The sequence below is a fragment of the Curtobacterium sp. MCPF17_018 genome (assembly GCF_003234135.1).
Taxonomy (GTDB): Bacteria; Actinomycetota; Actinomycetes; order Actinomycetales; family Microbacteriaceae; genus Curtobacterium; species Curtobacterium flaccumfaciens.
This window is the reverse complement of the sequence record NZ_QKSJ01000010.1, coordinates 1-26613: the sequence shown is the minus strand read 5'-3', so window position 1 is coordinate 26613 and position 26613 is coordinate 1. Positions and strand designations below refer to the sequence as shown.

The following is a 26613-nucleotide window of genomic DNA, read 5'->3' as shown; positions in this document are numbered from 1 at the left end:
TTGCGTTGCAGCGGTAGGTTGCGTTCATGGGGTGGAGCATCTTCTTCGACGGGGTCAGCGCGTTCGCAACGGCAGGGGCGCTCATCGCAGCGGTAGCCGCAGGGGTACAAGCGAAACGGCTGTACATGATCGAGTCGTCCCGCGACGAGCAATCGAAGGAAGTGTCGCGCCGATTGCATGCCACGCAGATCAGCTCGTGGGCGGCGATGCAGATCCTGCACGGCGGCGAGCCGATCTACGGAGTGGTTGTTCGCAATTCCTCTGATGACCCGGTGTACGACGTTCGTGTCACCTGCCACGGTTTCACCACAGAGAAGACTCCTACGCTCCGCTGTGTTCCGCCGGGTGAGTACTTCGTCCCGAATCGTGATCAGCGAAAGCCCGACGGACGATTCTTCCGGTGGGACTACGTGAAGCCTGTCAGCGAGATCGTCGACCCGGTGCGTCCGTTCACTGCGTCTGACAGCCGCGGGGTCGATGAACTGACGTTCCGTGACAATTCGGGAGTGGCCTGGTCGCGGACTGCTCGCGGCAGCCTGTCGCGCACTTGACGACACCGCGCCCGACACTTCACTCCTGCGAGGACAGCTGTCCGCAGCACGTCATCCGCGAGGATCGGGACCCCTACTTCGGGTCGACATCGTCGTCTTCGTCGGCCGTGCTGGCGTCCTCATCGTGGACACGAACGCTCGGCGCGAGGCCTTTGCGTCTGGCGAAGGCTGGGTCCGGGGCTGCGAGGGGGTTCCCCAGGCAAGGTCGAAGTTCCGTAGATCAACGGAGTCTGGCGCGACATCAGTCCATCGGTCGTCGCCATCATCAAGCATCTTGCGGCGCAGCGCCTAGCGAAGAAGCGAGCTGGCGTGTTCGGAGGCGCTCCTCCCCAAAAGGGTGATAGCCGAGGGCGTCGGAGCCCGCCAAGATGATCTGCGGAAAGCGGCGGCAGATCGAAGGGACCAGCGCGTGCTACGCAGAGCCGAGAACGTGTCGATGAGGCACCGTGTGAACCTGTTCACGCGCAAGGGCCGGGTCGAACTGACCGTTGGACGTTCGACCTACTACGTGGGCGCGAAGCTCCGGAAGGACGAGATCAGCGAGGTCTTCGCTTCATCTGACCGCACGCCGGTCAAGATCGGCCGTGTGAAGGAGCGCCAGTACTGGTGGTTCCGGGGCCGTTGGTTCTGGGACAACGACAACTTGCTGCCCGAGCAGGTCTTCGCGCTCCTCGAGACCCGAGACCGCCGACAAGCCGCCACGATCGCGCGTGCACACACGATCGCGAACAGTCCGGCCGAGCCTGTGCAACGCCGTCGCGGAGCAGTTCCCCGTGACGTCCAAGAGCTGGTGTGGGCCCGCGACGGTGGCCGCTGCAACTGGTGCGGGACGACGTCGGAGCTCCAGTTCGACCACGTGATCCCGTTCTCCCGTGGTGGCAGCAACGAGCCGGAGAACTTGCAAGTACTCTGCGGACCGTGCAACCGCAGGAAGGGCGTCGCACTGGGCTGAACGAGGACTCGCTCAAGTCGCGTAAGCAGTGAGGGTCACCAGGTCAACACGAACCGCCCCCGCGTCCCCCCGGCCTCCAACCGCTCATGTGCCTCCACAGCCCGAGCAGCCGGCAGCACCTCCGCCACCCGCGGCGTCAACGTCCCACTCTCCACCGCGTGCCGCAGCTGCTCGAGCTTGTCGAACGACCGGTACTCCGAGAACACCATCACCTGCACGAACCCGATCCCCCGAGCCCCGTTGCCCTGCCACCCCCGCACGTCGAAGAAGACTCCCCCGTCGCGAACGGCGTCCACGACCTCGTCGCGCTGCACGGCAGCATCGGCGAGCGCATCGACCCCGTCCGGCACGAGCGCACGGACAGCGGAGGCGAAGGAAGCGCCGCGCGGCACAACGTGGTCCGGCCCGAGCGACCGCACGAGTGCCTCGTCGGCCGGAGCAGCATCAGCGATGACGGTCAGCCCAGCGGCCTTCGCCAGCTGCACCACGTAGTTCCCGAGCAGCCCAGCGGCTCCGGTCACGGCGAGCGTCTGCCCCGGCGCGAGGGAGGCGTGCGACAGGATCTGCAACGCCGTCAACCCGTTCATGGGCACGGTCGCCGCAGCCTCGATCGACGTCCCGCGAGGGATCCGCGTGAACGACCCACCGGCGCGACGAGCTCCTGCACGTAGGCGCCACCGTGGGCGCTGAGCGGCAGCGCCATCGCCATGACCTGGTCGCCGACCTGCCATCCGGTGACGTCGGGCCCGACCTCGTCGATGACGCCGGCGGCGTCCATCCCCGGCACGTACGGCGGCGAGGCCTGCGAGCTGTCCCGCTGCCCGGCACGCACCCCCGTGTCGGTCGGGTTCACGGCGAACGCCTGCACCCGGATCCGCACGGACCCCGCACCGGCGTGCGGCTCCGGCACCTCGTGGACGGCGAGGGCCTCGGGCCCTCCGAACTGTTCGACTCCGACGACCTGCATCCTCCCCGTTTACGCGCACGTTGCTTGACGCAACCTGACGCGACCACCCCACGGCCTGGAGGCCCGGCACCACCCCGCCCCGCGCCTCCCGCCCGTCAGGGGATGCGGTCCACGGCACGTGGTGCGCCATGCTGGCACCGTGCGTTTCGACGAACTCCTCACCCGGTCCGACGGTCCCGCGATCGCCGAGGAGCTCGCCGCCCTCCGCCGACCCGCCCGGTACATCCTCGAGGGCGTCCACCAGGAGTCCCCGCAGCAGCACTGGCAGTTCCGTGTCGACATCGACGAGCCCGCGCAGACCTGGACGCTCGTCCGCCAGCGCGCCAAGCCGGTCTCATACCGCGACGGCGTGCTGCACGACCCCGACGACGGTCCGATCGAGGTGTCGTTCGCCCGGAGCATGGTCTCGTCCCCCGTCGTCCGGATGGCCGTGCCCGATCTGATGCTCCGGTGGGGCCGCGCCACGGACGACGTCCACCCGATCTTGATCCAGCACATCGGCGAGCGCTCGATCCTGGTGACCTTCGAGCACGGCGAGGACCCGGCGTTCCGAACGACGCTGGTGATCGACGAGCGCGACGGCATCGCCCGCCGTTCGTACGAGCACGGCGAGGCCACGATCATCACGAGCGTGCGGACCGCCGAGCCGGACGAGGTCCTGCCCCGCGCCCGCTTCGTGCAACCGACGGACTGGATCCGTCCGCAGTACTGAAGCGTTGACGGTTCCGGTTCACGATCCCCGACGATCGCGAACCAGTACCGACGCCCCGCAGACCCCTCGGCCCGATCGGGGGGTGGAAATGTTGTTCTACTCCCTGCGAGAGTTCCACCGACCGCCACCGTCGGCGGTCGTTGAGGGGAAACACATGAAGAAGATTCTCGCCTTGTCGGCGACGGTTGCTCTGGCAGCCGGACTGAGCCTGATCGCTGTGGCACCAGCGCAGGCGGCAACGGGGGACGTCATCGTGCCGACGTCCGGAGAGGTGACCGGGTACGTGGGAGCCCACTGCAATGGCACTCCGCACTCCGGCATCGACATCGCCGCTTCCGGGGGTTCGTCGATCGTCGCGGGCGCGGCCGGTACGGTCCGCACGGTCATCAACAGCTCGGCCACGACCGGCTACGGAACCTACGTGGTGATCGACCACGGCGCGGGCTACCAGACGCTCTACGGACACATGATCAACGGCAGCCCGCTCGTCTCGGTCGGGGAGACCGTCACGAAGGGCGAGCGGATCGGCTCGGTGGGGACCACCGGCAACTCGACCGGCAACCACCTGCACTTCGAGGTGAAGCGCGACGGAACGAGCCAGAACGGCCTGAACGACTACTTCACCTGCAAGCGGATCGTCACCCAGGGCACACCGATCCCGTGGTCGTTCCCGAACTTCCCGGGCACGATCGTCCAGTCGCACGTCGCTGTCCGAGCCAACACCGGCACGCTGTGGACGTGGACCGGGGAGGCGGGCAGTGAAGGCTTCGCCGCGAACTCCGGGCGAGCCGTTCAGGAGGGCACGTCTCCCGCCATCGCCTCGACCGGCTCCGATTCCGCTGCCGCGTTCGCGGCGCCGGACGGCTCCCTGGTGACGTGGCGAGGCAAGGCCGGGCAGACGGGGACCGCGGGCTCGGCGAACGTCGGCATGAAGCTCGGCACGAGTCCGGCGATCGCCTCGCTCGGTGGGGGCCAGTACGCGGTCGCGTTCCAGGCCAACACCGGCGAGCTCTGGACCTGGACGGGGACGCCCGGATCGGCCGGGACCGCAATGTCCACCGGCTACGGCATGAAGGCCGGCACGAACCCGTCGATCACGACCGTCGGCAGCGGCGTCTCCGTGGCGTTCCAGGCGAACAGCGGCAAGCTGCTGACCTGGTACGGCACCGCAGCCCAGAAGGGCACCGCAGCCGACACCGGTCTCGGCATGAAGGACGGCACGAGCCCGTCGGTCACGCGCGTCAACGGCTCGACCATCGCAGTCGCGGCGCAGGCGAACACCGGCAAGCTCTGGGTGTGGAGCGGGACGCCGCGCACGACGGGTCTCGCGAAGGAGACCGCACTGGGCATGAAGGCGGGCACGAACCCGTCCATCACCCTGGTCGGTTCGCAGCTCGCCGTCGCAGCGCAGGCCAACACCGGTGACCTGTGGACCTGGCGCGGTGCGCCCGGTGACGCCGGCTTCGCACACACCGCTGGCGTCGGCATGAAGGTCGGCACCAGCCCGGCCGTCGACACCGTCGGCGGTGACGTCGCCGTCGCCGTGCAGGCCAACACCGGCTCACTGTGGACGTGGGTCGGAACCGCGGGCACCGACGGCTTCGCCCACACGGGCGATGTCGGTATGACCGCGAGCCCGAGCATCGGCTGATAGCTCTGCCCGACCGTGCCCGCCGATCGCCACGATCGGCGGGCACGGTCATGCCATCCCCCGATCGGACGATGCCGAGACCACCGCCCCGGTCGATCCGCCACGGCGACCCGGCGGCGAAGCTGGACCCATGCCCGAGTCCCCCGCCATCCAGGTCCAGCACCTCGGCAAGCAGTACGCCACCGGCAAACGTGCAGTGGACGACGTCTCCTTCACGATCGAACGCGGCGAGACCTTCGCTCTGCTCGGCCCCAACGGTGCCGGCAAGTCCACGACGGTCGAGATCCTCGAGGGGTACCGCTCCCGCACCGCCGGCGACGTCCGCGTCCTCGGCCACGACCCCGCACGGACGAGCCGCAGCCACAACGCACGCATCGGCATCGTCCTGCAGACCAGCGCGGAGTCCCCGAACGTCACCGTCGCCGAGCAGCTGAACCACTTCGCGACGCTGTACCCGAAGCACCGCGGCGTCGAGGAGCTCCTCACCGCGACTGGGCTCGAGACGCAGCGCAACACCCGCATCAGCCGCCTGTCCGGAGGCCAGCGCCGCCGCGTCGACGTCGCCCTCGGCATCATCGGCCGACCCGAGGTCCTGTTCCTCGACGAACCGACCACGGGCTTCGACCCCGAGGCCCGCCGGCAGTTCTGGGACCTCCTGCGCCAGGTGCAGCACGACGGCACGACGATCCTGCTCACCACGCACTACCTCGACGAAGCCGCCCAGCTCGCCGACCGGGCGGCGGTCATCGCCGACGGGAAGCTCCTCGACCTCGCACCCATCGACGAGATCGGCGGCGCCGAGGCCCGCACACCCCGGGTCCGCTGGCGCGACGACGACGGCGGACACCACGACGAGCGCACGACCGACCCGACGGCGCTCATCCGCAGCAGCACCGCACCCATGCACGACCTCGAAGTCATCCGTCCGTCCCTCGAGGACGTCTACCTCGACATGGTGGGCCAGCGATGAACACCGCAGCGCGCACGAGCGCCAGCCGCATCGGCTACGAGATTCGCTCCTACTTCCGCGCCCCCGACGCGGTGTTCTTCACGTTCCTCTTCCCCATCATCATGCTGGCGTTGTTCTCGGTCGCCTTCGCGGACGCCGACCCGATCCGTGCCGTCGCGAGCAACGGCCGACCGGTCGACGTGGACTACGCCACCTACTACCTGCCCGGCCTGGTAGCGACGGGGATCCTGCTCTCCGGCACGCAGTCCCTCGGCGTCGACATCGCGGGCGAGCGCAGCGACGGCACGTTGAAGCGCCTCGGCGGCACGCCCCTGCCGGTCCTGTCGTACTTCGTCGGCAAGATCGGCATGGTCCTCGTCACCACGCTCGTGCAGACCGCACTGCTGTTGGCGATCGCGAGCCTGGTGTTCGGCGTCGACCTGCCGACTGACGCGAGCCGGTGGGGTGTCTTCGCCGGCGTGATGGTCCTCGGCATCGCCACCAGCTGTGTCCTCGGCATCGCGGTCTCGGCGCTCCCCCGCGAGGGCCGGCGGGCCACCGCCACCATCGTCCCGATCGTGCTGGTGCTGCAGTTCATCTCCGGCGTCTACCTGCCCTTCACGCAGCTCCCCACCTGGTTGCAGGACGTCGCGTCCGTCTTCCCCCTGCGCTGGATGGCGTCCGGCATGCGCTCCGTCTTCCTGCCCGGTGCGTTCGAGTCGGGTGAGCCGGGAGGCGCGTGGCACCTCGGCCTCGGAGCCCTCGTGTTGGCAGCGTGGCTGGTCCTGGGCACGGTGGCCTGCCTGCTGACGTTCCGTTGGAACCGCAAGGACGCCTGATGGCGCCCCGCTGGTGGGATGCTGGGCAGATGAACGGCGAGACGTGGATGCGCAACCGGTGGTTGCACGTCTTCTTCGCGGGCACGATGCTCCTCACCGCGGTGATCACCGTGTTCGGGTGGTCTCCGTGGGGCGCCCGCTGGCCGGCGTTCACCGCGGTCGTGGTGCTCGTCGTCGCCTACGCCGTGTTCGGCCACCGCGGCTACGACAGCCCCCGTGACGCCGCGGCCTTCCTGCCGCTGGTCCTCGTCGCCGCCCTGGTGCTGCCCGCCGTCGTGCCGAGCACCGCGATCGTGCAGTGCATCGCGTTCCCGCTCGTCTGGGTGCAGTCCGAACGGGTCCGCACCGCCGTCCTGCTCTCGGTCGCGGTCGGCGTCGCGAGCGGCATCGGCCTGCAGGTCTCCGGCGGCCCGGACACGCTCGTCAGCACCGTGCTCATCGAGGGCATCAGCGTGATCGGCGCCTGCGCGATGGGCGTGTGGATCTCGAGCGTCGCCGGCCTGTCCGAGGAGCGCCGCCAACTCCTCGACGAACTCCGCGCCACGCAGGACTCCCTTGCCGAGGCCCACCGCAGCGCGGGAGTCGCGAGCGAACGGGAGCGCCTGGCCCGCGAGATCCACGACACCGTCGCGCAGAACCTCGCCGGCATCGTCATGCTCACCGAACGTGCCCGCAAGGACCTGGCGAACGACCGCGGTGCCGCGCTCGAGGAACGGCTGGTGGTCCTCGAAGAGTCGGCACGAGCGGCGCTCGAGGACTCCCGTGCCCTCATCGCCGCCGGTGTCGCCGGTGCCACGAGCGGCAGCCTGGCCGGCGCCCTGCACCGCCTGGCCGAGCGGTACACCCGCGAGACCGGCACACCCGTTGCCGTCGACGCGACCGACAGCCCGCTCGACCGCGACGCCCAGGTCGTGCTGCTCCGGGTCGTCCAGGAGTCCCTCGCGAACATCCGTGCCCACGCCGATGCCGGCTCCGTGCGCATCGTCCTGCAGCACGCGCGCGAACGCGTCGGCGTCCGCGTGACCGACGACGGCGTCGGCTTCGACACCGGCGTCCCCACGGCCGGGCACGGTCTCCGGGGTCTCTACGAACGGTTGGCGCTGTCCGGCGGTGCCTGCACGATCACGAGCACCCCGGGCCGGGGAACCGTCGTCGACGCGAGCCTGCCCACCGGACCCGAGCCGAGCCTCCAGGCCGTCGGTCGTCAGCCCGTGGCAGAGGTGACCCCGTGATCCGCGTCGTGGTCGCCGACGACCACCCGATCGTCCGGTCGGGCATCGTGGCCCTGCTGCAGGACGCCGACGACGTCGAGGTCGTCGGCCAGGCCAGTGACGGCCGCGCCGCGGTGACGGTGGCACTGGCCGAACGCCCCGACGTCGTGCTCATGGACCTCCGGATGCCCGTGCTCGACGGCGATGCGGCGACGGCGGAGATCCTCGCCGCTGAACCCGGCGTCCGCGTCCTGATCCTGACCACGTACGAGTCCGACGACCAGATCCTCGCCGCCATCGAGGCCGGCGCCACCGGCTACCTGCTCAAGGCCGCCCCGGAGTCCGAGATCCTCGCCGGCGTCCGGGCGACGGCACGGGGCGAGACGGCGCTCGCGCCCTCCGCGGCCGCAGCGCTCGTCCGCCGAGCGACGGGCGCCCTTCCGGCCGCCGCCGGCCCGAGCCTGACCCCGCGCGAGCTCGACGTCCTGCGCCTCGTCGCCCAGGGCAACAGCAACCCGGCGATCGGCCGCGCCCTGTTCCTCAGCGAGGCCACGGTGAAGACGCACCTCGGCCACGTGTTCGAGAAGCTCGGCGTGAACGACCGCACCCGTGCGGTGACCCGGGCGATGGAGCTCCAGCTCCTCCCCTGATCAGCGCTGCTGCCGGGCGCCGTCGGTGAGACCAACGAAAGCGTTCACTCCCTCGACAGCACCCCGAACGACCACCGCGGTGCGCTCCGGACGCAGGGTGATCGTTCCGTCACCGCTCTCCCTCGTCAACGTACCCACACCCGGAACGAGCAGCCCGTGGACGCCCTTCCCGGCCTGGTGGCTCCAGCCGTTCACAGCCCGCCACCGCGGTGCGGCCCAGGCGCGCTGGAACCACGCGACGTCGCTGGGGCACGGACCGGAGCGGTCCTCGTACTGCGCCGTCGTGATCGTCACAGGCTCGCCGACACCGACCGAGTCGACGGGGTCGATGCCGAGCCACCGGAGCAGGTGCGCCACGAGCGAGCCGGGCCGCACGATCCCGAGGGCCTCCGAGCCGTCGTCCTGCGACGCCCGCACGACGCACTTCTGGCCCTGCATCCAGCACGCCCAGCTCAGTGGCGGAGCGTCGCTCGCGGGGTCGCTCGACTCGACGACGAGCAGCGCATCGTGATCGACCACCGGGCTGACGAGTTCGTCGCCCTTGTCGGTGAGGCCGCCGAACCGCCCGACGAACCCGAGCTCTCGCGCGACGACCCCGGGGCCCGAGCGTCGCGCCGCTGCGGGCACCAGGCCGCGGTCGCGGAACCGCACGAGCTGGTCGAGCACCCCGTCTGGAGTGCGCCACGGCAGGGTCGGCCCCGGGCCGGCGGCTGCGGCGAGCGCTGCGTTCCCGGCCGGCGGCTCGTCGAGGGGACGGCGCCACCGCGAGTCGAGCAGCCCGTCGACGACCGCGCCGGCTCCAGGCCAGTCACGGGCGGAGCACTCGACCGCGATCCGGACCCGCAGTTCGCGGAGGAACCGGAGATCGCGGATGACGACGTCGTCCGGTTCGGGCAGGGCGACGAGGACCCGGTCGTCCGTGGATTCGAGGACCAGGGCGTCCGGTCGGTCCCGAAGTCGCCGGACGACCTCCGCCGTCGGATCACCGGAGAAGGACCGCACGTCGATGGACACCGCGTGGTCGTCGCGCTCAAGCCGGATGCCCGGTTCGACCGGACGGGCCGTCCACCCTTCCGGCACCTCGAACACGAGACCGTCGACGATGGCCAGAGCATCCCAGCGGACGTCAGGCCAGGGGTCCCACGGCACGTGCCGGGTCATCGGCGAGCCGCCCGTCGCGACCACCGCGGTGTGGCCCACCGTGCACCGCCGAACAGCAACCACATCCCGAGCACGCCGCACAGCACGAACGCCACCATCAGGACGAGGGCGAGCACCACAGGCCCGTTGAAGCAGAACGCCGCGACGCCCTCGCAGGCGAGCGCCAGCCCGAGCCAGAACAAGCCGAAGGGCATCGACGGTGTACTCCGCCGCATCCACGACCGCCAGAGTCCGGCGTACGCCAGTCCGCCGAGGACGACGAACACCCCGCCGATCGCGATCAGCCAGATCGGTGCACTCACGCTCGACTCCCCCGGCTCTCCGCGACTCCCCTGCTCTGATCCTACGGCGCTGTGCACGAGCGGGGATCCCGTCCTGCGGCACTCCTGACGGTTCTGGTTCACGATCCCCGGGGATCCTGAACCAGAACCGTCACCGCGCGGACACGAACCCGCGTCCCCCGCGCCGTGGACGCGACCACCGACGGAACGGGAGGCACGGTGCCTGCCCGCACCGTGCCTCCCGTCCGCTCCAGCGCGCGCCCTGCCATCGCGACGCGCGCTCGCTCAGGCCTCCGCGTCCGCCTCCTGCGACCGGACGCGGAGCACCCGCGCTGTGGGGGTCGCGCCGCCGTTCGTGACCTCGAGCGAGCCCGAAGCGGCGTCCCACGCCACGGACCACGTCCCGAGTGCCGTCGGGAACAGCGGCTCGACGACCACCGCCTGCCCGGTGAACGCCGGCAGCGGCAACGACGCCGACGCCGACGCACCGGGCAGCGACCACACCGACAGGTACAGGTCGCCCGAGGCGGCGTGCAGGCCGAGCGCGATCCACGGGTCCTCCCAGGCGGGCAGCCCGAGGGGCCAGACCGGCACTGCGGACTCGACGACGTCCAGGACCTGCCGGTGCGCCGCGATGGCGTCGCCGACCACCGCACGCTGCGACGACGACATCTCGTTGAGGTACCCGGACAGGTACATGCGTCCGAGCACCCCGTTCACGAGCGACAGCGTGAACAGCTCCGGCTCCATCGTCGGCGCCGGGTAGGCCCAGTTCCCCGCCTGCTCGGGCAGCATCGCGGCGGGAGCGGCGGCAGCGATCGTGGCGGAGCGCACCGGGTCCTGCTGGTCCGACGTCGACTGCATGTGCAGGCGGGACAACATGGCCCAGTCGGCGCGCATCGCTCCCGAGGCGCAGTTCTCGATGAGCAGCGCCGGGTACCGCTCCTGCACCGCGTCGAGCCAGTCGAGCAGCGTCCGCTGGTGGTCGAGCATCCCGGCGAACGGCCCCGTCATCGTGTTGTTGTCCATCTTGAAGAACGTCACCCCGAGCTCCCCGACGAGCCGGTCGACCACCGCGTCGAGGTGCGCGCGGGCCTCCGGCGAGCGCAGGTCGAGCAGGTGCCGCCCGTGCTCCGCGACCCGGACCCCGTGGTGCTCGACGAACGCGGACGGCGGCAGGGTCGAAGCCAGCGGCGAGTGGATGCCGATGACCTCGGGTTCGAGCCAGAGGCCGGCCTGCATGCCGCGCGCACGGATGTGGTCGATGACGGCCCCGAGCCCCGTCGGGAACCGCGACGCCGCTTCCTCCCACGCTCCGACGGTGTCCCACCAGTGCCCCTCGGCGTACCAGCCGGCGTCGATGCAGAAGAGGTCCGCTCCGGCGTCGGCGGCCGCGTCGATGAGCGGCAGGAGCTTCTCGGTGGTCGGGTCGCCCATGAGCGTGTTCATGTAGTCGTTGAACACCAGGGGCAGGGCGCGGTCGGCCTCCCGCACGTGCCGGAACGCCCGACGCTGCCGGGTGAGCACCCCGAAGGCGTCGTCGATCGACCCGGCGATGCCGACGGACACCGGCACCGAGGTGAACGGCTGCTCGGGCGTGACGACGGTGGTCCAGTGGTGTTCCTGGTCGGTGGGGCCGCTCACCAGCAGGTACGCGTGCCGCCGGGTCTCCCCGAGCTCGTACAGCCACGGCCCGTTGTGCTCGACCTGCCAGACGAGCGCGTACGGAAGCGACACAGCGTCCTCCGCCCGGAGCACCCCGATCGGCAGCGCCTCGCCGGTCGACCACGAACCGCGGTTCTGCACGACGGCGCGGCTGCGGGGCGGGTGGTGCTGGGCCTCCCGGTCGATCGCCGCGAGCCCGATGTCACGCAGCCGATCGGTCCGCCAACGGCTCTCTGCTGCCCAGTCGTTGTCGGCGTGCACGAGGGCGAGTTCGTCGACAGTGGCGCCCGAGTCGGTCAGGAACGCCCCGGTCGCGAACGACGACACGGAGTCGACGACGTGCTCGCCGTGCTCGTTCGACACCTCCGTCCACGTCTGGAACGCGGGCACGCCGGCGCGCGCCCGGAACACCGACTCGACCTGGAGGCCCGTGGCCGCGTCCACCTGCACGATCCGGAACCACAGGTCGGTCCCGTCGTCGTGCACGTGGTGCGACACGGGGCGCAGGCGCGCCCCGATGGTGGAGTCCACGTGCCGGAACCCGCCCGGGAACCGCCCGTGCCCGATCGTCGTCAGCTCGACGAGTGGCTGCGGGTCGTCCGGCCCGTCGGCGAGCGCTCCGCCGGTCGGCACGAACGACACGAGCGCGGCAGGCTGGTCGGCACCGACCCGGAACCGCGCCGAGAACCCGTCGGTGACCCAGTCGACGAACGTCGGCCGGTCGCTCATCGCGCCCCGACCGGTGCGGGCTCGCTCGACACCCAGGCTCCGACCGTGTGGTCGTAGCAGGTGGTGTTGTCGATCTTCGTCCGGTCGAGCGGCGGCCCCGCGGTGATCCGGCGCTCGGTGCGCTCCGGGTCGGGGGCGGCCTCGGCGAGCAGTCGGGTGTAGTCGTGGTGCGGGTCGAGGATGACGGCGTCCGACGGCCCGCGCTCGACGACCCGGCCGCGGTAGAGCACCAGGATCTCGTCGGAGAAGTGCCGCGCGGTCGCCAGGTCGTGCGTGATGTAGAGCACGGCGAGGTGGTCCTCGCGCTGCAGCCGACCGAGCAGGTTGAGCACGCTCAGGCGGATCGAGACGTCGAGCATCGACACGGGTTCGTCGGCGATGAGCACCTGCGCGCCCGGGGCGAGTGCGCGGGCGATGGCGACCCGCTGCCGCTGCCCGCCGGAGAGCTCGTGCGGCCGCCGCGATGCGAAGTCCTCGTCGAGGTTCACCCGGCCGAGCAGTTCCCGCACCTTGTCAGCGGTCTCGTCGGCGCCGCGGGCCCGGTGGTGCAACTGCAGCGGTCGGGCGATGTGGTGCTCGATCGAGTGGAACGGGTTGAGCGAGGCGAACGGGTCCTGGAACACCATCTGCACGTGCCGCCGGTACATGCTGCCCTCGACGGGGGTGCCGTCCTCGAGCCGCACGTCGATCGACCCGCGGGTCCTGGTCTCGAGCTTCGCGAGCATCCGCGCGATGGTGGACTTGCCCGAGCCGGACTCCCCCACGAGCGCGACGGTCCGGCCGGGCAGCAGGTCGAACGACACGTCGTCGACGGCCCGCAGGGTGGTGCGCTTCAGGCCCTTGCGGGTGTGGAAGTCCTTGCCGAGGTGGCTGACGGTCACACTGGTCATCGGTCCGTCTCCTGTGCTGCCTGGACCACGACGGCCCGGGTGTCGGTCTCGGGTTCGGCGCCGTCCTCGACCCCGGTGCGGATGAACGCGCCGCGGGCTCCGGACAGGCTCGGGAACGACTGCAGCAGCTTCCGCGTGTACGGGTGCTGCGGGTCGTGCTGGATCACGCTGGCACGGTTGCACTCGACGACCTCGCCGCGGAGCATGATCGCGATCCGGTCGCTGATCTCGAGCAGCAGCGGCAGGTCATGCGTGATGAACACGACGGCGAACCCGAGCTCGTCGCGCAGCCGGACGATCTCGCGCAGGATCTCCCGCTGCACCACGACGTCGAGCGCGGTGGTCGGCTCGTCCATGATCATGATCTGCGGTTCGAGCAGCATGGCCATCGCGATCATCACGCGCTGCCGCATGCCGCCGGACAGCTCGTGCGGGTACGCGGTGATGCGGGACGGGTCGACGCCGACGCGGCGCAGGGCGTCCTCGGCGATGGCCCGACGTTCCCTGCGCGGCAGGCCCTTGCGGTGTTCGACCAGGGCGTCGTCGAGCTGGGCGCGGATCGTGGTGACCGGGTTGAGCGCGTTCATCGCCCCTTGGAACACCATCGACAGCTTCGACCAGCGCACGGCACGGAGCTGCTCGTGTGGAAGCCCGAGCAGGTCGACGTCGGTGCCGTCCCGGTCGTGGAACGTGATGCTGCCGGACGCGACCTTCGCCGGCGGCCGGTGCAGCCGGGTGATGGCGTAGGCCAGGGTCGTCTTGCCGCAGCCGGACTCCCCCGCCAGCCCGAGGATCTCGCCGGGCGCCAGGGTGAGCGAGACGTCCTTCACGGCGTGCACGGGGTGCTCGGTCTCGTAGACGACGTCGAGGTGGTCGATCGTCAGCACGGCCGGACGGCGGCCGTCGCCCGTGGCGTCGGAGGTGACCGGTCGTGCGGTGTCGGTGGCGCTCATCGGGCGACCCCCTTCGTGTCGTGACCGGCGGTGGCGACGCGGGCCGGGCCTCCCGAGCGAGCCGCACGCTTCGCACGACGGTCACGCCGTCGCTGCGCACGCACGTTCGCGAGTCGCGGGTTGATGACCTCGTCGATCGAGAAGTTCACCAGGGACAGGCCCATGCCGAGCAGGGCGATGAGCAGGCCCGGCGGCACGAACCACCACCAGGCGCCGTTCGCCAACGCGAAGCCGTTCTGGGCGTAGAAGAGCATCGTGCCGAGCGTCGACGAGTTCGACGCCCCGAGCCCGAGGAACGACAGCCCCGCTTCCCCGAGGATCGCCGCGATCACCGCGAACACGAACTGCGACGCGAGCACCGGCAGCAGGTTCGGCAGGATCTCGACCGCGATGACCCGCCAGGGCCGTTCGCCGGCGACTCGGGCGGCGGACACGTAGTCGCGGTTGCGGATCGACATCGTCTGCGCCCGCAGCACCCGGGCGGACCCGGCCCACGACGTGATCGCCAGGACGACGGCGATGGTCCAGAGCCCGCGGGCCTCACGCGGCACCAGGCCGGAGATGACGATGACGAGCGGCAGGCCGGGGATGACGAGGAACACGTTCGAGAACAGCGAGAACGCCTCGTCCATGATCCCGCCCAGGTAGGCGCCGAGGATGCCGAAGAACGCGGACAGCACCGTGGCGAGGACGCCGACGATGAGCCCGATCTGCAGGCTGCCCCGGGTGGCGAAGGCGAGCTGCGCCAGGACGTCCTGACCGGTCTGGGTGGTGCCGAGGACGTTCTCGCCGCTCGGTCCCTGCAACCCGGTGTCGCGGATGGTGGTCGGGTCGCCGACGAGCAGCGGTCCGATCACCCCGAACAGCGTGACGCCGGCGACGAGCGCGATGCCCGTGACGAGCCACGGGGTGAGGGTGGGGAGGAACCTGCGGATGCCGCCCTTCGACGCGCGCCGGGTGGCGATCGACGTGGTGCTGTCGGCCTCCTCGGTCAGTGCGCCGATGGTGGGCTCGGTCTCCTGCTGGATGTTGGTCATGGTCGTCTCCTCCCCTAGCTCCGTGCCCGCGTGCGCGGGTCGATCAGTCCGTACAGCAGGTCGACGACGAGGTTCGCGCCGAGGACCGCCAGGGTGATGAACAGGAAGATGCCCTGCATCAGCGCGTAGTCGTTGTTCGTCACGGCGGACAGCAGCTTCGACCCGATGCCCGGGTACGAGAACACCTGCTCGGTGACGACGGAGCCGGACACGATGAACCCGAGGGAGATCGCGAACCCGGCGACGGACGGCAGCACGGCGTTGCGGGCGGCGTAGTTCCGCAGGATCTTGCCGTCCGACAGGCCCTTCGCCTGCGCGGTGGTGATGTAGTCCTCGGAGAGCGTCGACACCATCATGTTGCGCATGCCGAGCAGCCAGCCCCCGAGCGACGCGAGCACGATCGTCACGGCCGGAAGCACCCCGTACTTGATCGCCGAGGCGATGAAGTCCCAGTTGAACCCGGGGGTCAGGATGACGTCGTAGCCGCCCTGCGCCGGGAACAGGTGGATCCCGGTGGCGAAGAAGTACACCAGGATCAGCGCGAGCCAGAAGTACGGCACCGCGGCGAGCAGGGTGGTGGCCGGCACGAACGAGTCGAGCCAGGTGCCCGGCCGCCAGCCGACGAAGGCCCCGAGGCCGACGCCGATGATCGCGGCCAGGATCGTGGCGATCCCGACCAGCGCGATGGTCCACGGCAGCGAACTGCCGATCACCTCGGTGACGGGTGCAGGGAAGTAACTGACGGACACCCCGAGGTCACCGCGGAACACGTTGACCAAGTAGTGGCCGTACTGGGAGATGAGCGGCTCCGAGGAATCGCCACCGAGGAGCAGCTCGTACGCCTCCCGGGTCGCCGGGGTCACCTGCCCGCCGCGCTGCTGGAGCTTGGCGAGCAGGATGTCCACCGGGTTGCCGGGCAGGAGCCTGGGGATGATGAAGTTCAGCGTCAGGGCCGCCCACAGTGCGACGACGTAGAAGCCGATCTTGCGCAGGAAGTAGGTCATCGTCGAGTGCCCCTCGGTCGCGATCCCATCGGTGTCAGCCCTTCGCCGGCTTGAGCGCCTTGAAGATCTCGGCGTTGTCCGGGCTCGCCCAGACCGCGGGGAACGCGTACAGGTCGTCCTCCGTCGGCCAGCCGGTGAACTTCGCCGCGTGGAACTCGCTCGTCGTGCCGCCGGTCATCACGGGGATGTAGGGCAGGTCCTCGACGATGTGCTCCTGGATCGTGTCGAGCTCGGGCTGCGTCGCCGCGGTGTCCTCGGGGTTGATCGTGGCGAGCTTCGCGATGGCCTCGTCGACGTCGGGGTTGCTGTACCGCGAGATGTTCATCGGGGCTGCTTCACCGACCTTCGCGGTGTTCGCCGTCGTGAAGTAGTTGTTGTACAGGTAGTACGGGTTCGCCGTCGGGCCCTGACCGAGCGAGTCGATCGCGAGCTCGAAGTTGCCCTTGGTCTTCTTGTCGGTCCACTCGTTCCACGACGACTGCTGCGCCTTGAGCTCGATGCCCGCGGCCTTGAGCTGCTGCGTCATGGTGTCGATGGCGGTGATGTAGTCGGTCCAGCCGGTGACGACCTCGACCGTCAGGGACAACTTCTTGCCGTCCTTGGCGTAGATGCCGTCGGCGCCCTTCGCGTAGCCCGCGTCCTCGAGCGCCGATGCCGCTGCGTCGGTGTCGGGGGTCTCCGGCATGACGGCCGGCTCGATGTCCTTCGAGATGGTGTCCTTCTGCGTCGTGGTGAGCGCGAAGGTCGGCGAGATCTCGCTCGCGGTGTTCTCGAACGCCAGCGAGTTGAGCTGCTTGCGGTTGATGGCGTCGGCGATCGCGTGGCGGACGGCCGGGTCGGTCTGCGGGCCGGCGCAGCCCAGGTCGGTGTTCGCGCAGGTCAGCAGGGCCATCTGGTTCTGGCCGACGGTGATGCCGTCGTAGCCGTTGTAGTTGGCGGGGATGTCGTCCATGTTCGGCACCGGGCCGGTCTGCCAGTCGATCGACCCCTGCTTCAGGGCGTCGGCGCCGGCGGTGTTGCCGGAGAGCGACAGGTAGCGGATGGTCTTCACGGCCGGGGCGCCGTCCCAGTACTTCTTGTTCGCCTCGAGGGTGAACGCCTGCGCCTTGAAGGTGCCGAGCGTGTACGGGCCGGTGCCGACGGGCTCGCGCACGACGTCGGTCGTCGGGTCGATGTCCTTCCACAGGTGCTCGGGCACGATCCAGGTCTTGCCGAGCAGGTTCGGGCCGAGCACGAACGACGGCTTGTCGAACGAGACGACCACCTTGTCGTCGCCGTCGGCCTTCGCGGTGCCGTCGTAGCCGATCGAGTTCAGGGCCTTCTGCTTCTTGAGCATGTCGAGCGTGAACACGACGTCCTTCGAGGTGAAGGGCTCGCCGTCGCTCCAGGTGGCTCCGTCGCGCAGCGTGATCGTGAGCTGCGTGCCGTCGTCGTTCCACTCGTAGGACTTGCCGAGCAGCGGCTTCGGGTCCTTCGTGTTGACGTTGGTGATGAAGAAGAGCGACTCGTAGATCGTGCCGACGCCGCCGATGTTGGACGGCGACCACGGGTTGAAGTTGATCTGGTAGTCGCCGGACTGGCCGGTGTACGCCACCAGGGTCGAGGCAGCGGCGTCGTTCGTGCTGGCGCTGCCGCTGGAGCTGCAGCCGCTGAGCGCGAGGCCGGCTGCGAGGAGAACGGCGCCGCCGATGGCGAGCCGTGAACGGGTTGGGTTGAACATCGTTGTCCTCTCGGTCTGCGTCGTCGCAGAGTCCACGTTGTGAGCGTGATTGTTACACGCGTAAACTAAGGCGGTCAAGGGGTCGGGTCACGGCCCCGTAACGATGAGGAGACGCAATGGAGCGGACCACCCTGGACGGCACGTGGACCCTCGAGGCGGTGACCGGGCCCGAGCAGTCGGCGGAGCACCGCGAACCGATCGCGGCGCAGGTCCCCGGCTGCGTGCACACCGACCTGCTGCGGGGCGGCCGGATCCCCGACCCGTTCGACGGCGACGGCGAGGCCGCCACCCAGTGGATCGGCGACACGGTCTGGCGCTACCGCCGCACCTTCGAGTGGACTGCGCCGGACGAGACCCGCCACGACCTCGTCGCCGAGGGCCTCGACACCCTCGCCACCATCGAGCTCAACGGCATCGTCGTCGCGACCACCGCCAACCAGCACCGCTCGTACCGGTTCCCCGTCGGGCACCTCCTCCGCCCGGGCACGAACGAGCTCGTCGTCACCTTCGACGCGCCCGTCCCCGCCGCCGAGCGCCTGTCCGCCCTGCACGGCGGCGAGCTCCCCCACGTCAACCACCACCCCTACAACGCGCTCCGCAAGAACGCGTCGAACTTCGGGTGGGACTGGGGCGTCGACGTCGCCACGAGCGGCATCTGGAAGTCGATCGGCATCGAGTCCTGGAGCGGCGTCCGCATCGCGGCCGTCCGCCCGCTCGTCGACCTCGACGGCACCACCGGTGTGCTGACGGCCCACGTCGACGTCGAGCACGCCGGCTCCACCGGCTCCTTCTCACAGGCGATCGGCAGCGCGCCCGTCGCGTCAGCAGACGGTTCCGCGGGCACCGGCCTGGAGGCCCGCATCACCCTGGCCCCGCACCCCGCGTCCGCAGGGCACCCGGGTTCCGACACCGAGCCTCCCGTCCGTCCCGTTGACACCCCGGACACCGCCGGCCGGGTGGTCGGCGTGCGCCCTGTCGTGGACGGCGCCGCGACCGTCCGCCTCGAGGTTCCCGACGTCGCCGTCTGGTGGCCCCGCGGCGAGGGCGACCAGCCGCTGTACGACGTCCGGGTCGACGTCGGCGACGACGTCTGGACCGGCCGCGTCGGTTTCCGCACGGTCACGCTCGACACCGCCGCCGACGCCGACGGCGCGCCGTTCCTGCTCCGCGTGAACGGCCGTGCGGTCATGGTGCGCGGGGCGAACTGGATCCCCGACCACGCCTACCTGACCGAGATGACACCCGCCCGGTACGCGGACCGGATCCAGGACGCGATCGACGCGAACATGAACCTGCTCCGCATCTGGGGCGGCGGAATCTACGAGTCCGACGACCTGTACGACCGGTGCGACGAGCTCGGCGTCCTGGTGTGGCAGGACTTCCTGTTCGCCTGTGCCGCCTACGCCGAGGAGCCCTGGCTCGCCGACGAGGTCGAGCCCGAGGTCCGCGAGGCCGTCACCCGCCTCAGCCCGCACCCCTCGCTCGTGGTGTGGAACGGCAACAACGAGAACCTCGTCGCCTACGCCGAGTGGGGCTGGCGGCCGTCGCTCGTCGGCCGGACCTGGGGCAACGGCTACTACCGTTCCCTGCTGCCGTCGGTCGTCGCCGAGCTCGACCCGACCCGGCCGTACACGCCGGGCAGCCCGTTCTCGTTCGACGAGTACCTGACGCCGAACGACCAACGGAACGGCAGCGTGCACATCTGGGACGTCTGGAACCGCCTCGACTACCGCGCCTACGCCGACTGGGAGCCGCGGTTCGTGGCGGAGTTCGGGTTCCAGGGCCCGCCGGCGTGGTCGACCCTGACCGCAGTGGTGCACGACGAGCCCCTCGACCCGGACGGCCACGAGATGCTCGTGCACCAGAAGGCCGACCAGGGCAACCGGAAGCTCGCCGACGGCATGCGCGGCCACCTGCCCTCGCCGACGAACATCGAGGACTGGCACTTCGCCGCACAGCTCAACCAGGCGCACGCGATCCGCTTCGGCATGGAGTGGTTCCGCTCCCGCACGCCCGACAACACCGGCATGATCGTCTGGCAGCTCAACGACGACTGGCCCGTGGTGTCCTGGGCCCTCGTCGACCACGCCGGCATCCGGAAGCCCGTCTGGTACGCCGTCCGGCAGGCCTACCAGCCCGTGCTGCTCACCGTGCAGCCGTCGTCCGGGGGCGAGGGCGGTCTCGACGTCGTCCTCGTCAACGCGTCCGGGGCGTCGGTCGCCGACGAGGTCACCGTCTCCCGCGTCGCCTTCGACGGCACCGTGCTCGAGTCGTCGTCGTTCATGCTCGCCGCCGCCCCCGCCGACGCCGACCGGGTGCAGCTGCCGTCGTCGCTCGCGGTGCCCGGCGACCCCGGTGCCGAGGTCCTCGTCGTCACGGGAGCCGGCACCCGCACCGTGCACGACTTCGCCGAGGTCGTCGACCAGGCGCTCGAGCCCGCACCGCTGCAGACCGTCGTGACCCAGACGGCCGACGGCGCGACGGTGACCGTCACGGCGACGGCGTACGCACGCGACGTCTCGCTGTTCCCCGACCGCGTGGATGCGGCCGGTCGCGTCGACGAGGGCCTGGTGTCCCTGCTCCCCGGCGAGTCGGTGACCTTCACGGTGACGGGCGTGCCGGGCATCGCGACGGAGGCCCTCGTCCACCCGCTCGTCCTCCGCCACGCGGGTTCGCTCCTGCCCTGACCCGGTGCGGCGCCCTGACGGTTCCGGTTCACGATCCCCCGGGCGCGCGAACCGGAACCGTCACCCCCGCCCGATCTCCTCGCCCCCCATCCCGCGAGCGGGCGAAACACCCGGGTCAGCCACCGCCGTCACCCCGGCATTCCGCCCGCTCGCCCACCGCCCACGAGCCCACCACCCACGACGAACGGGCGAAACACCCGGGACACCCACCGCCGTCACCCCGGCATTCCGCCCGCTCGCGCACCGCCCACCACCCACGACGAATGGGCGAAACACCCGGGTCACTCACCGCCGTCACCCCGGCATTCCGCCCGCTCGCCCACCGCCCGCTCACGCCGGACAGCAGCGGACCCGCTCAGTCGAGCGCGCGGAGCTCCAGCACGATCGCGGTCGCGGGTGCGAGCAGCGGGAGCCGTGCGCCGACGTCCTCGAACACGGCGCCGGTCAGTTCCAGGTGCCCGCGCACGAGCCACTCCGGCGGCACCATGTCGAGCCCGTGCGGCACAGCGAGCCCGGACACCGGAGCGAGCCGGTAGCGCCGCGACCGGTCGAGTCCACGGAACCGGAGCGGCACCGGCAACGACCTCGGCCCCGTCTCCGTCCGCGCTACCCGCACCAGCGCCCGCGACCGATCGGTGGCCACCACCGACGTCGCCACCGTCCCCGGGTCCCCGAGGTCCAGGTGCCGCACCCGCCCGGAGTGCAGCAGCCCGCGTTCCCGGCGGTACAGCGCTGTCCAGGCCCGGAGCCGGTCGAGCTCCTCGGGCGACAGCTTCGTGATGTCGGTCTCGATGCCGGCCGAGCCGAACAGCGACACCGCCATCCGGAAGTCCAGGTCGAGGTGCCGTCCAGTGGTGTGCGAGATCTCCGGCCCGACGTGCGAGCCGATCAGCTCGAGCGGCAGCAGCGCCTCGGTCCAGCGCTGGATCGGCAGTCGCTCGAAGGCGTCGTTCGAGTCCGACGGCCACACGCGGTCGGTGCGCTCGAGCACGCCGAGGTCGATCCGGGCACCGCCGCTCGCGCACGCCTCGATCTCGAGCCACGGGTGCCGCGCACGCAGCTCGTCCATCAACGCGTAGACGCCGCGGGTGTGCGCGTCGATGCCAGCTCGACCCGCGTGCACCGCGTGCACGATGTCGCGGTTCTGGTCCCACTTCACGAAGTCGACGTGGTGCTCACCGATCACACGGGACATGCTCTCGAGCACGTGGTGCCGGGCCAGCGGGTTCGCCATGTCGAGCACGTACTGGTTCCGCCACGTCCGCACGTCGTCCTCGGGGCGCTGCAGCATCCACTCGGGGTGCGCCGCGGCGAGCTCGGACACCGGGCTCACCATCTCGGGCTCGAACCACAGCCCGAACTCCATGCCAAGCGCACGCACCCGGTCGACGAGCGGCGCCAGCCCGTCCGGCCACACCGTCGGGTCGACCCGCCAGTCCCCCAGGGACGTCGAATCCGACCGCCGGCCGAGGAACCACCCGTCGTCGAGCACGAACCGCTCGACCCCGATGTCCGCCGCGGTCTCGGCCAATGCCACCAGGGGCTCGAGCTCCTGCCGGAAGTAGACGGCCTCCCACGTGTTCAGCACCACGGGCCGGGGCCGTCGCGGGTGCCCCGGGCGACTCCGCAGCGAATCGTGCAGGCGGTCGGACAGCCCGTCGATCCCGGTGTCGCTCCACACGAACACGGCGTCGGGGGCGGTGAACGACTCCCCCTCGACGAGTACGACCTCGCCCGCGCGCAGCAGTTCCCCGGCGCCGAGCAGCGGCCGCGCCTCGGCGAGCTGGTCGTACCGGTACACGGAGTCCGCGCTCCAGGCCAGGTGCACCGCCCACAGCTCGCCCTCGGCATCCGAGAACCCGGGCGTCCCGAGCACGAGCAACGTCGGCGAATCGTGGCCCGTGCGCCCGCGACGGCTCTCGCGTGCGTGGCTCCCGGCGGTCGCGGCCCGGCGCTGCGGTGTGCGCTCACGGGTCCACCGTCCGCCCAGGTCGAGCACCTCGGTGATCCGCTCCCCCACGGGCAGCGTCGCCTCGAGCGCCTGCAGGTGCACGGGCTCGGCGTGCGTGTTCGTCACCGTGTGCCGCACCCGCAGCACCCCCGCGGTGTCGAGCGCGAACTCGCTCCGGAGCGCCAACGGGTCCGACTCGGCGGTCACGACGATCCGCCGGTCATCCGCCAGGACGATCACGTCACGCCACCGCGGCACCAGCGGCATCCCGTCCACGTGCCCGGCGATCCCCGGCCGCCCCTCCCACCCGTCGCGCTCGGTCGGCAGCACCGTGAGCGGCCACCGCGCGTCGAGCGCACTCGGTCCGAGCGGCCGGCCGAGTGCAAGCAGCAGGTCGGCCGTGTCGTCCGGCGCGACGGGCCCGACGTCCCGACCCCAGTGCAGGACCTCGGGCAGGCCGTCCGCCGCGGATGCCAGCACCAGCGACACCCCGGCGGACCGCAGCACGTGCACGCGTCGATCGCCTGCACCGACGGCTGTCGACTCGCGCTCCACGACGGTCACGAGACCCGCTCCTCGCGCAGCACGCGGACGCGTCCGGCCGGCACGACGGTGTCCGGCCCGTGGCCGGACCCGTCGAGCAGGTCCGTCCCGGACGCGACGACCGTGACGTCGTCAGCACGGTGGTTGACGAGGAACAGGAAGGCGGAACCGTCGTCGCCGACGCGACGCACCGCCTCCAGGCCGGGAGGCCCGGTGACCGTCCGCAGGATCCCCCGCTGGGCGATCACCCCGTCCACGAGCCGTTGGATGCTGTCGTCCGCGAGCATCGCAGACACGTACCAGGCGCCGCCGCCGACGGCGCGGCGCGTGACGGCGGGCCGGCCCGCGAGCGGGCCGTCGGTGTACCGGAGCACGGACTCGGCGTCCTCGAGCACGACCGCTTCGGCCCAGTCGGTGACGACCTCACCGTCGTCGAGGGTCCAGCGCTCGTCGCGCTGCAGCGGGGTGAACTCCTCGCTCCAGGCGCCGAGCACCTGGCGGAACGCTCCCGGGTACCCGCCGGTGCGGATGCGCGCGGTCTCGTCGGCGACGCCGGACAGGTAGGTGACGATCAGAGTGGCGCCGCGGTCCAGCACGCCGGACAACCGCGCGGCGGTCGCGTCGTCGACGACGAGCATCGTCGGCACGACGACCACGTCGTAGCCGTCCAGGTCGGCGTCGGCGGGGACCACGTCGGTGAGCACCTGCCGGTCGTGGAACGCGCGGTGCCAGGCGCGGAGCTCCCGGCCGTAACGGAGACCCCGGTGCGGCTTGAGGCCCGACTGCACGGCCCACCCGGAGGCCTCGTCGACGACGATCGCGACCCGGGCCGGCTGGACTCGGGTGCCCTGCACGGGTGCGAGGTCCTGCAGCGCCCGGCCGAGGGCGAGCACCTCGCGCCAGATGCGCGTGCGGGTGCCGGCGTGCGGGAGCATCGCGGAGTGGAACTGCTCGGCGCCCGCGGTGGAGGCCCGCCACTGGAAGAACATCGCCCCGTCGGAACCGTGCGCCACGTGCGCCAGGGCGTTCCGGACGAGCTCCGCGGGTTCCTTGGCGCGGTTGCGCTGCTGCCAGCTCGGGCCACCCGTCGAGTGCTCCATGAGCAGCCAGGGACGGCGATCCGCCGACATCCCGCGCATCCGGTCACCGGCCAGCGCGAGGTCCTGCTCGCGGCGAGCGTCGTCGACGAGCGTGTAGTGGTCGTTCGCGACGATCGCCACGTGCTTCGCCCACCCGGCGTAGTCGACGACCTGTGAGCCGGCGCCCACCATGAAGTTCGTGGTGACCGGCACGTCCGAGTGCTGCTCGATGACGGCCTTCTCGGCGTCGTACTGGCGGAGCAGGGCGTCGGACGAGTACCGCTCGAAGTCGAGCGCGAGCCCGGGGTTCGGCGCGCCGCCGACACCGCGCGGCGGCGAGACCTCGTCGAACGAGGTGTAGGTGTGCCCCCAGAAGGCCGTGCCCCAGGCGTCGTTCGCGGCCTCAACGTCGCCGTACTTCGCGACGAGCCAGTGCCGGAAGTCCGCTGCCGACTCCTCGCAGTAGCACCGGCCGTTGCCGCCGCCGAGCTCGTTGCTCACATGCCAGAGTCGCACCGCCGGGTGTCGGCCGTACCGCTCGGCCAGCGCGTCGACCATGCGGAGCGCGTGCTCCCGGAACAGCTCGGAGGCCGGGCACCACCCGAGTCGCCCACCGGGTCGTTCCCGCCGCTCCGTGGCGTCCACGGGCAGGATCTCCGGGTGTGCGGTCAGCAGCCAGTTCGGCGGGGCGGCGGTCGGCGTCGCGAGGTCCACCGCGATGCCGTGCGCGTGCAGCAGCGCGAGCACGTCGTCGAGCCACTCCCACGTGAAGTCCCCCGGCGACCGCTCGAGCAGCGCCCACGAGAACACCCCGACGGTGACCAGGTTCACGCCGGCCTCTCGCATCAGGCGAACGTCCTCGAGCCAGGTCTCCCGGGGCCACTGCTCGGGGCTGTAGTCGCCGCCGAACGACAGGCCGTCGGTCGGCCACGGGACGGTGGGGGCAGCGGTCACGGCATCTCCTTCGATGGTGTGGACCGCTCAAGCCTTCCGCCTGCGTCCACGTTTGTCAACGTGCGTAACTAACGCGTCGACACCTCTGCCTGGCCCTGCAGCGGATCACTCCCCCAGCAGCCGGCGGATGGCGAGCACCGCCCCAGCGCGTGCCCACTCAGAGAACTCGAACGGCTGCACCTCCACCGTGACCGGCTCGGTGTACGGCGCCAGGGCGGCCCGCATCGACTCATCGACGGTCGCCCGCGCCAGGTCGTACACGGGCAGCCCATCCCCCGTCAGCACGATCGCTGCGGGGTCGGCGATGTGCACGGCGGTGGCGAGCAGGACCCCGAGGGCGCGGCCTGCATCCTCGAACGCAGCGAGGGCTCCCTCGTCGCCGTCCCGCGCGAGCTCGACCACCTGGTCGTACGTCTTCCCCTCGTGCCCGGCGTTCCGCACGATGACCGGGCTCGGCAGGTAGCTCGAGGCGCACCCGGCGTGCCCGAGCCCGCAGTCCGGCCCACCGCCGAGGACCGGCAGGTGCCCGATCCGTCCCAGGCGCCCGTGCTCCCCGGTCGAGACCTGCCCGTTCGCGATCAGCCCGAGGCCGATGCCCTCACCGACGGTCACCAGCACCATCGATCCACGACCCGCGCCGGCGCCGAACCAGTGCTCCTTCGCCGTCAACGCGTGGACGTCGTTCGCTGTGAACGTGGCGATGCCCGTCCGCTCCTCGAGCATCTGGGCGAAGGGCACCTCGTGCCACCCGAGGAACACCGACCCGGCGACCACCGACTCCCCCTCGCGGACGATGACGTCACCGGGCAGCGAGACGCCGATCGCGCAGATCGCGGGGTGGGCCACCAGGAGTCGCTCCAGAACGGCCGTGATCTGCTCCGCGAGCGGCTCGGCGGCGGTGTCGTTGATGCCTTCTTCGTGCAGGGCGAGGACCCGTCCGCCCAGGTCCGTGACCGCGGCGTACAGGCGGTCCTTCGTGAGCTTGACGCCGAGGAACTCCCACTGCCCACTGCTCACCTGCAGGAGCTCCGACGGGCGACCTGTAGCACCTCGCACGTCCGTCCCCACCTCGACCACGAGGCGCTGCGACACCAGGATGCGCATGGCCCGGGTGAGACTCGCCCGTGAGAGCCCGAGTGACCGAGCGATCTCGGCACGGGAGAGCACCCCGTGGATGAGGATCTCCCGCAGCGCCAATCGGGAGCCGTCGGGCAGGGCCGGCCAGGCTTCGGTCATCGTTCCTCCGTCGTCGGCTGATCCTACGGCCTGACCAGGCCCCGGCGACAAGGACCCAGAACGGGCCGGGAACGGGCCGGGAACGCAGAAAACCCCTGACCACGAATGGTCAGGGGTTCCCTGGTTCTTCTACGTTAAGTCCGGCGGCGTCCTACTCTCCCACAAGGTCCCCCTTGCAGTACCATCGGCGCTGAGAGGCTTAGCTTCCGGGTTCGGAATGTGACCGGGCGTTTCCCTCTCG

Annotated in this window: 22 protein-coding genes and 1 rRNA gene; 9 read left to right on the top strand and 14 right to left on the bottom strand. The window is 70.9% G+C overall.

Features of this window, described 5'->3' with window-relative positions:
* Positions 1–26: 26 nt before the first annotated feature.
* Entirely contained in the window at positions 27–551 is a 525-nt protein-coding gene (locus DEJ27_RS12495; RefSeq protein WP_111091033.1) for a hypothetical protein, read from the top strand.
* A 436-nt stretch (positions 552–987) separates the two neighbouring features.
* Positions 988–1503, top strand: coding sequence for an HNH endonuclease (locus DEJ27_RS12490; RefSeq protein ID WP_111091032.1), 516 nt, complete (start codon positions 988–990; stop codon positions 1501–1503).
* Between the two features lie 35 nt (positions 1504–1538).
* Here the strand turns inward: DEJ27_RS12490 and DEJ27_RS18065 are convergent, their stop codons facing one another.
* Both DEJ27_RS18065 and DEJ27_RS18060 read right to left on the bottom strand, forming a co-directional pair.
* The gene (locus DEJ27_RS18065) at positions 1539–2090 is read right to left on the bottom strand and encodes a zinc-binding dehydrogenase (RefSeq protein WP_258370351.1); all 552 of its coding nucleotides are present in this window, start codon (positions 2088–2090) and stop codon (positions 1539–1541) included.
* Positions 2087–2470 carry an alcohol dehydrogenase catalytic domain-containing protein gene (locus DEJ27_RS18060; protein ID WP_258370350.1) on the bottom strand — a complete coding sequence of 128 codons (384 nt, stop codon included), beginning with the start codon at positions 2468–2470 and terminating at the stop codon, positions 2087–2089. Before DEJ27_RS18060 ends, DEJ27_RS18065 begins: the two co-directional genes overlap by 4 nt.
* A 139-nt stretch (positions 2471–2609) precedes the next feature.
* On the opposite strand from DEJ27_RS18060, the gene DEJ27_RS12480 reads away from it, so the two are divergent.
* The 6 genes from DEJ27_RS12480 (at position 2610) to DEJ27_RS12455 (ending at position 8482) form a co-directional block, all read left to right on the top strand.
* On the top strand, positions 2610–3182 hold the full coding sequence (locus DEJ27_RS12480; protein WP_111091031.1) for a hypothetical protein: 573 nt from the start codon (positions 2610–2612) through the stop codon (positions 3180–3182).
* Between the two features lie 154 nt (positions 3183–3336).
* Positions 3337–4833, top strand: coding sequence for a M23 family metallopeptidase (locus DEJ27_RS12475; RefSeq protein ID WP_181430151.1), 1497 nt, complete (start codon positions 3337–3339; stop codon positions 4831–4833).
* 130 nt (positions 4834–4963) lie between these two features.
* A complete protein-coding gene (locus tag DEJ27_RS12470; RefSeq protein ID WP_181430150.1) occupies positions 4964–5803 on the top strand; it encodes an ABC transporter ATP-binding protein in 840 nt (279 codons plus the stop codon).
* Positions 5800–6621, top strand: a complete 822-nt coding sequence (locus tag DEJ27_RS12465) for an ABC transporter permease (RefSeq protein ID WP_111091028.1) — start codon at positions 5800–5802, stop codon at positions 6619–6621. Before DEJ27_RS12470 ends, DEJ27_RS12465 begins: the two co-directional genes overlap by 4 nt.
* Before the next feature lie 29 nt (positions 6622–6650).
* Entirely contained in the window at positions 6651–7853 is a 1203-nt protein-coding gene (locus DEJ27_RS17800; protein ID WP_181430149.1) for a sensor histidine kinase, read from the top strand.
* Positions 7850–8482: a response regulator transcription factor gene (locus tag DEJ27_RS12455; RefSeq protein WP_111091026.1), complete on the top strand. Its 633-nt coding sequence runs from the start codon at positions 7850–7852 to the stop codon at positions 8480–8482. Before DEJ27_RS17800 ends, DEJ27_RS12455 begins: the two co-directional genes overlap by 4 nt.
* On the opposite strand, the gene DEJ27_RS12450 is transcribed toward DEJ27_RS12455, so the two are convergent.
* From DEJ27_RS12450 to DEJ27_RS12415, 8 genes are all read right to left on the bottom strand, one after another.
* The gene (locus tag DEJ27_RS12450; RefSeq protein WP_146244696.1) at positions 8483–9643 is read right to left on the bottom strand and encodes a hypothetical protein; all 1161 of its coding nucleotides are present in this window, start codon (positions 9641–9643) and stop codon (positions 8483–8485) included.
* The gene (locus DEJ27_RS12445; protein WP_111091024.1) at positions 9640–9945 is read right to left on the bottom strand and encodes a hypothetical protein; all 306 of its coding nucleotides are present in this window, start codon (positions 9943–9945) and stop codon (positions 9640–9642) included. The genes DEJ27_RS12450 and DEJ27_RS12445 overlap by 4 nt, the downstream gene beginning before the upstream one ends.
* Before the next feature lie 264 nt (positions 9946–10209).
* The gene (locus tag DEJ27_RS12440) at positions 10210–12318 is read right to left on the bottom strand and encodes a glycoside hydrolase family 36 protein (RefSeq protein WP_111091023.1); all 2109 of its coding nucleotides are present in this window, start codon (positions 12316–12318) and stop codon (positions 10210–10212) included.
* Complete coding sequence (locus DEJ27_RS12435) at positions 12315–13208, bottom strand: ABC transporter ATP-binding protein (RefSeq protein WP_110862801.1); 894 nt, start codon at positions 13206–13208, stop codon at positions 12315–12317. Before DEJ27_RS12435 ends, DEJ27_RS12440 begins: the two co-directional genes overlap by 4 nt.
* The gene (locus DEJ27_RS12430; RefSeq protein ID WP_110862800.1) at positions 13205–14161 is read right to left on the bottom strand and encodes an ABC transporter ATP-binding protein; all 957 of its coding nucleotides are present in this window, start codon (positions 14159–14161) and stop codon (positions 13205–13207) included. Before DEJ27_RS12430 ends, DEJ27_RS12435 begins: the two co-directional genes overlap by 4 nt.
* Positions 14158–15198: an ABC transporter permease gene (locus DEJ27_RS12425; RefSeq protein WP_110862799.1), complete on the bottom strand. Its 1041-nt coding sequence runs from the start codon at positions 15196–15198 to the stop codon at positions 14158–14160. The genes DEJ27_RS12430 and DEJ27_RS12425 overlap by 4 nt, the downstream gene beginning before the upstream one ends.
* Before the next feature lie 14 nt (positions 15199–15212).
* Entirely contained in the window at positions 15213–16202 is a 990-nt protein-coding gene (locus tag DEJ27_RS12420; protein ID WP_110862798.1) for an ABC transporter permease, read from the bottom strand.
* 34 nt (positions 16203–16236) lie between these two features.
* Entirely contained in the window at positions 16237–17922 is a 1686-nt protein-coding gene (locus DEJ27_RS12415; protein ID WP_110862797.1) for an ABC transporter substrate-binding protein, read from the bottom strand.
* Positions 17923–18038: 116 nt separating this feature from the next.
* On the opposite strand from DEJ27_RS12415, the gene DEJ27_RS12410 reads away from it, so the two are divergent.
* Entirely contained in the window at positions 18039–20609 is a 2571-nt protein-coding gene (locus DEJ27_RS12410; RefSeq protein ID WP_111091022.1) for a glycoside hydrolase family 2 protein, read from the top strand.
* A 355-nt stretch (positions 20610–20964) separates the two neighbouring features.
* Here the strand turns inward: DEJ27_RS12410 and DEJ27_RS12405 are convergent, their stop codons facing one another.
* The 4 genes from DEJ27_RS12405 to rrf form a co-directional block, all read right to left on the bottom strand.
* Complete coding sequence (locus DEJ27_RS12405) at positions 20965–23124, bottom strand: alpha-galactosidase (protein ID WP_258370031.1); 2160 nt, start codon at positions 23122–23124, stop codon at positions 20965–20967.
* Entirely contained in the window at positions 23121–25136 is a 2016-nt protein-coding gene (locus tag DEJ27_RS12400; protein WP_111091021.1) for a beta-galactosidase, read from the bottom strand. Before DEJ27_RS12400 ends, DEJ27_RS12405 begins: the two co-directional genes overlap by 4 nt.
* 105 nt (positions 25137–25241) lie before the next feature.
* A complete protein-coding gene (locus tag DEJ27_RS12395; protein ID WP_110862794.1) occupies positions 25242–26372 on the bottom strand; it encodes an ROK family transcriptional regulator in 1131 nt (376 codons plus the stop codon).
* A gap of 138 nt (positions 26373–26510) precedes the next feature.
* Positions 26511–26613: ribosomal RNA gene (rrf, locus tag DEJ27_RS12390) — 5S ribosomal RNA — on the bottom strand; the annotation flags it as partial.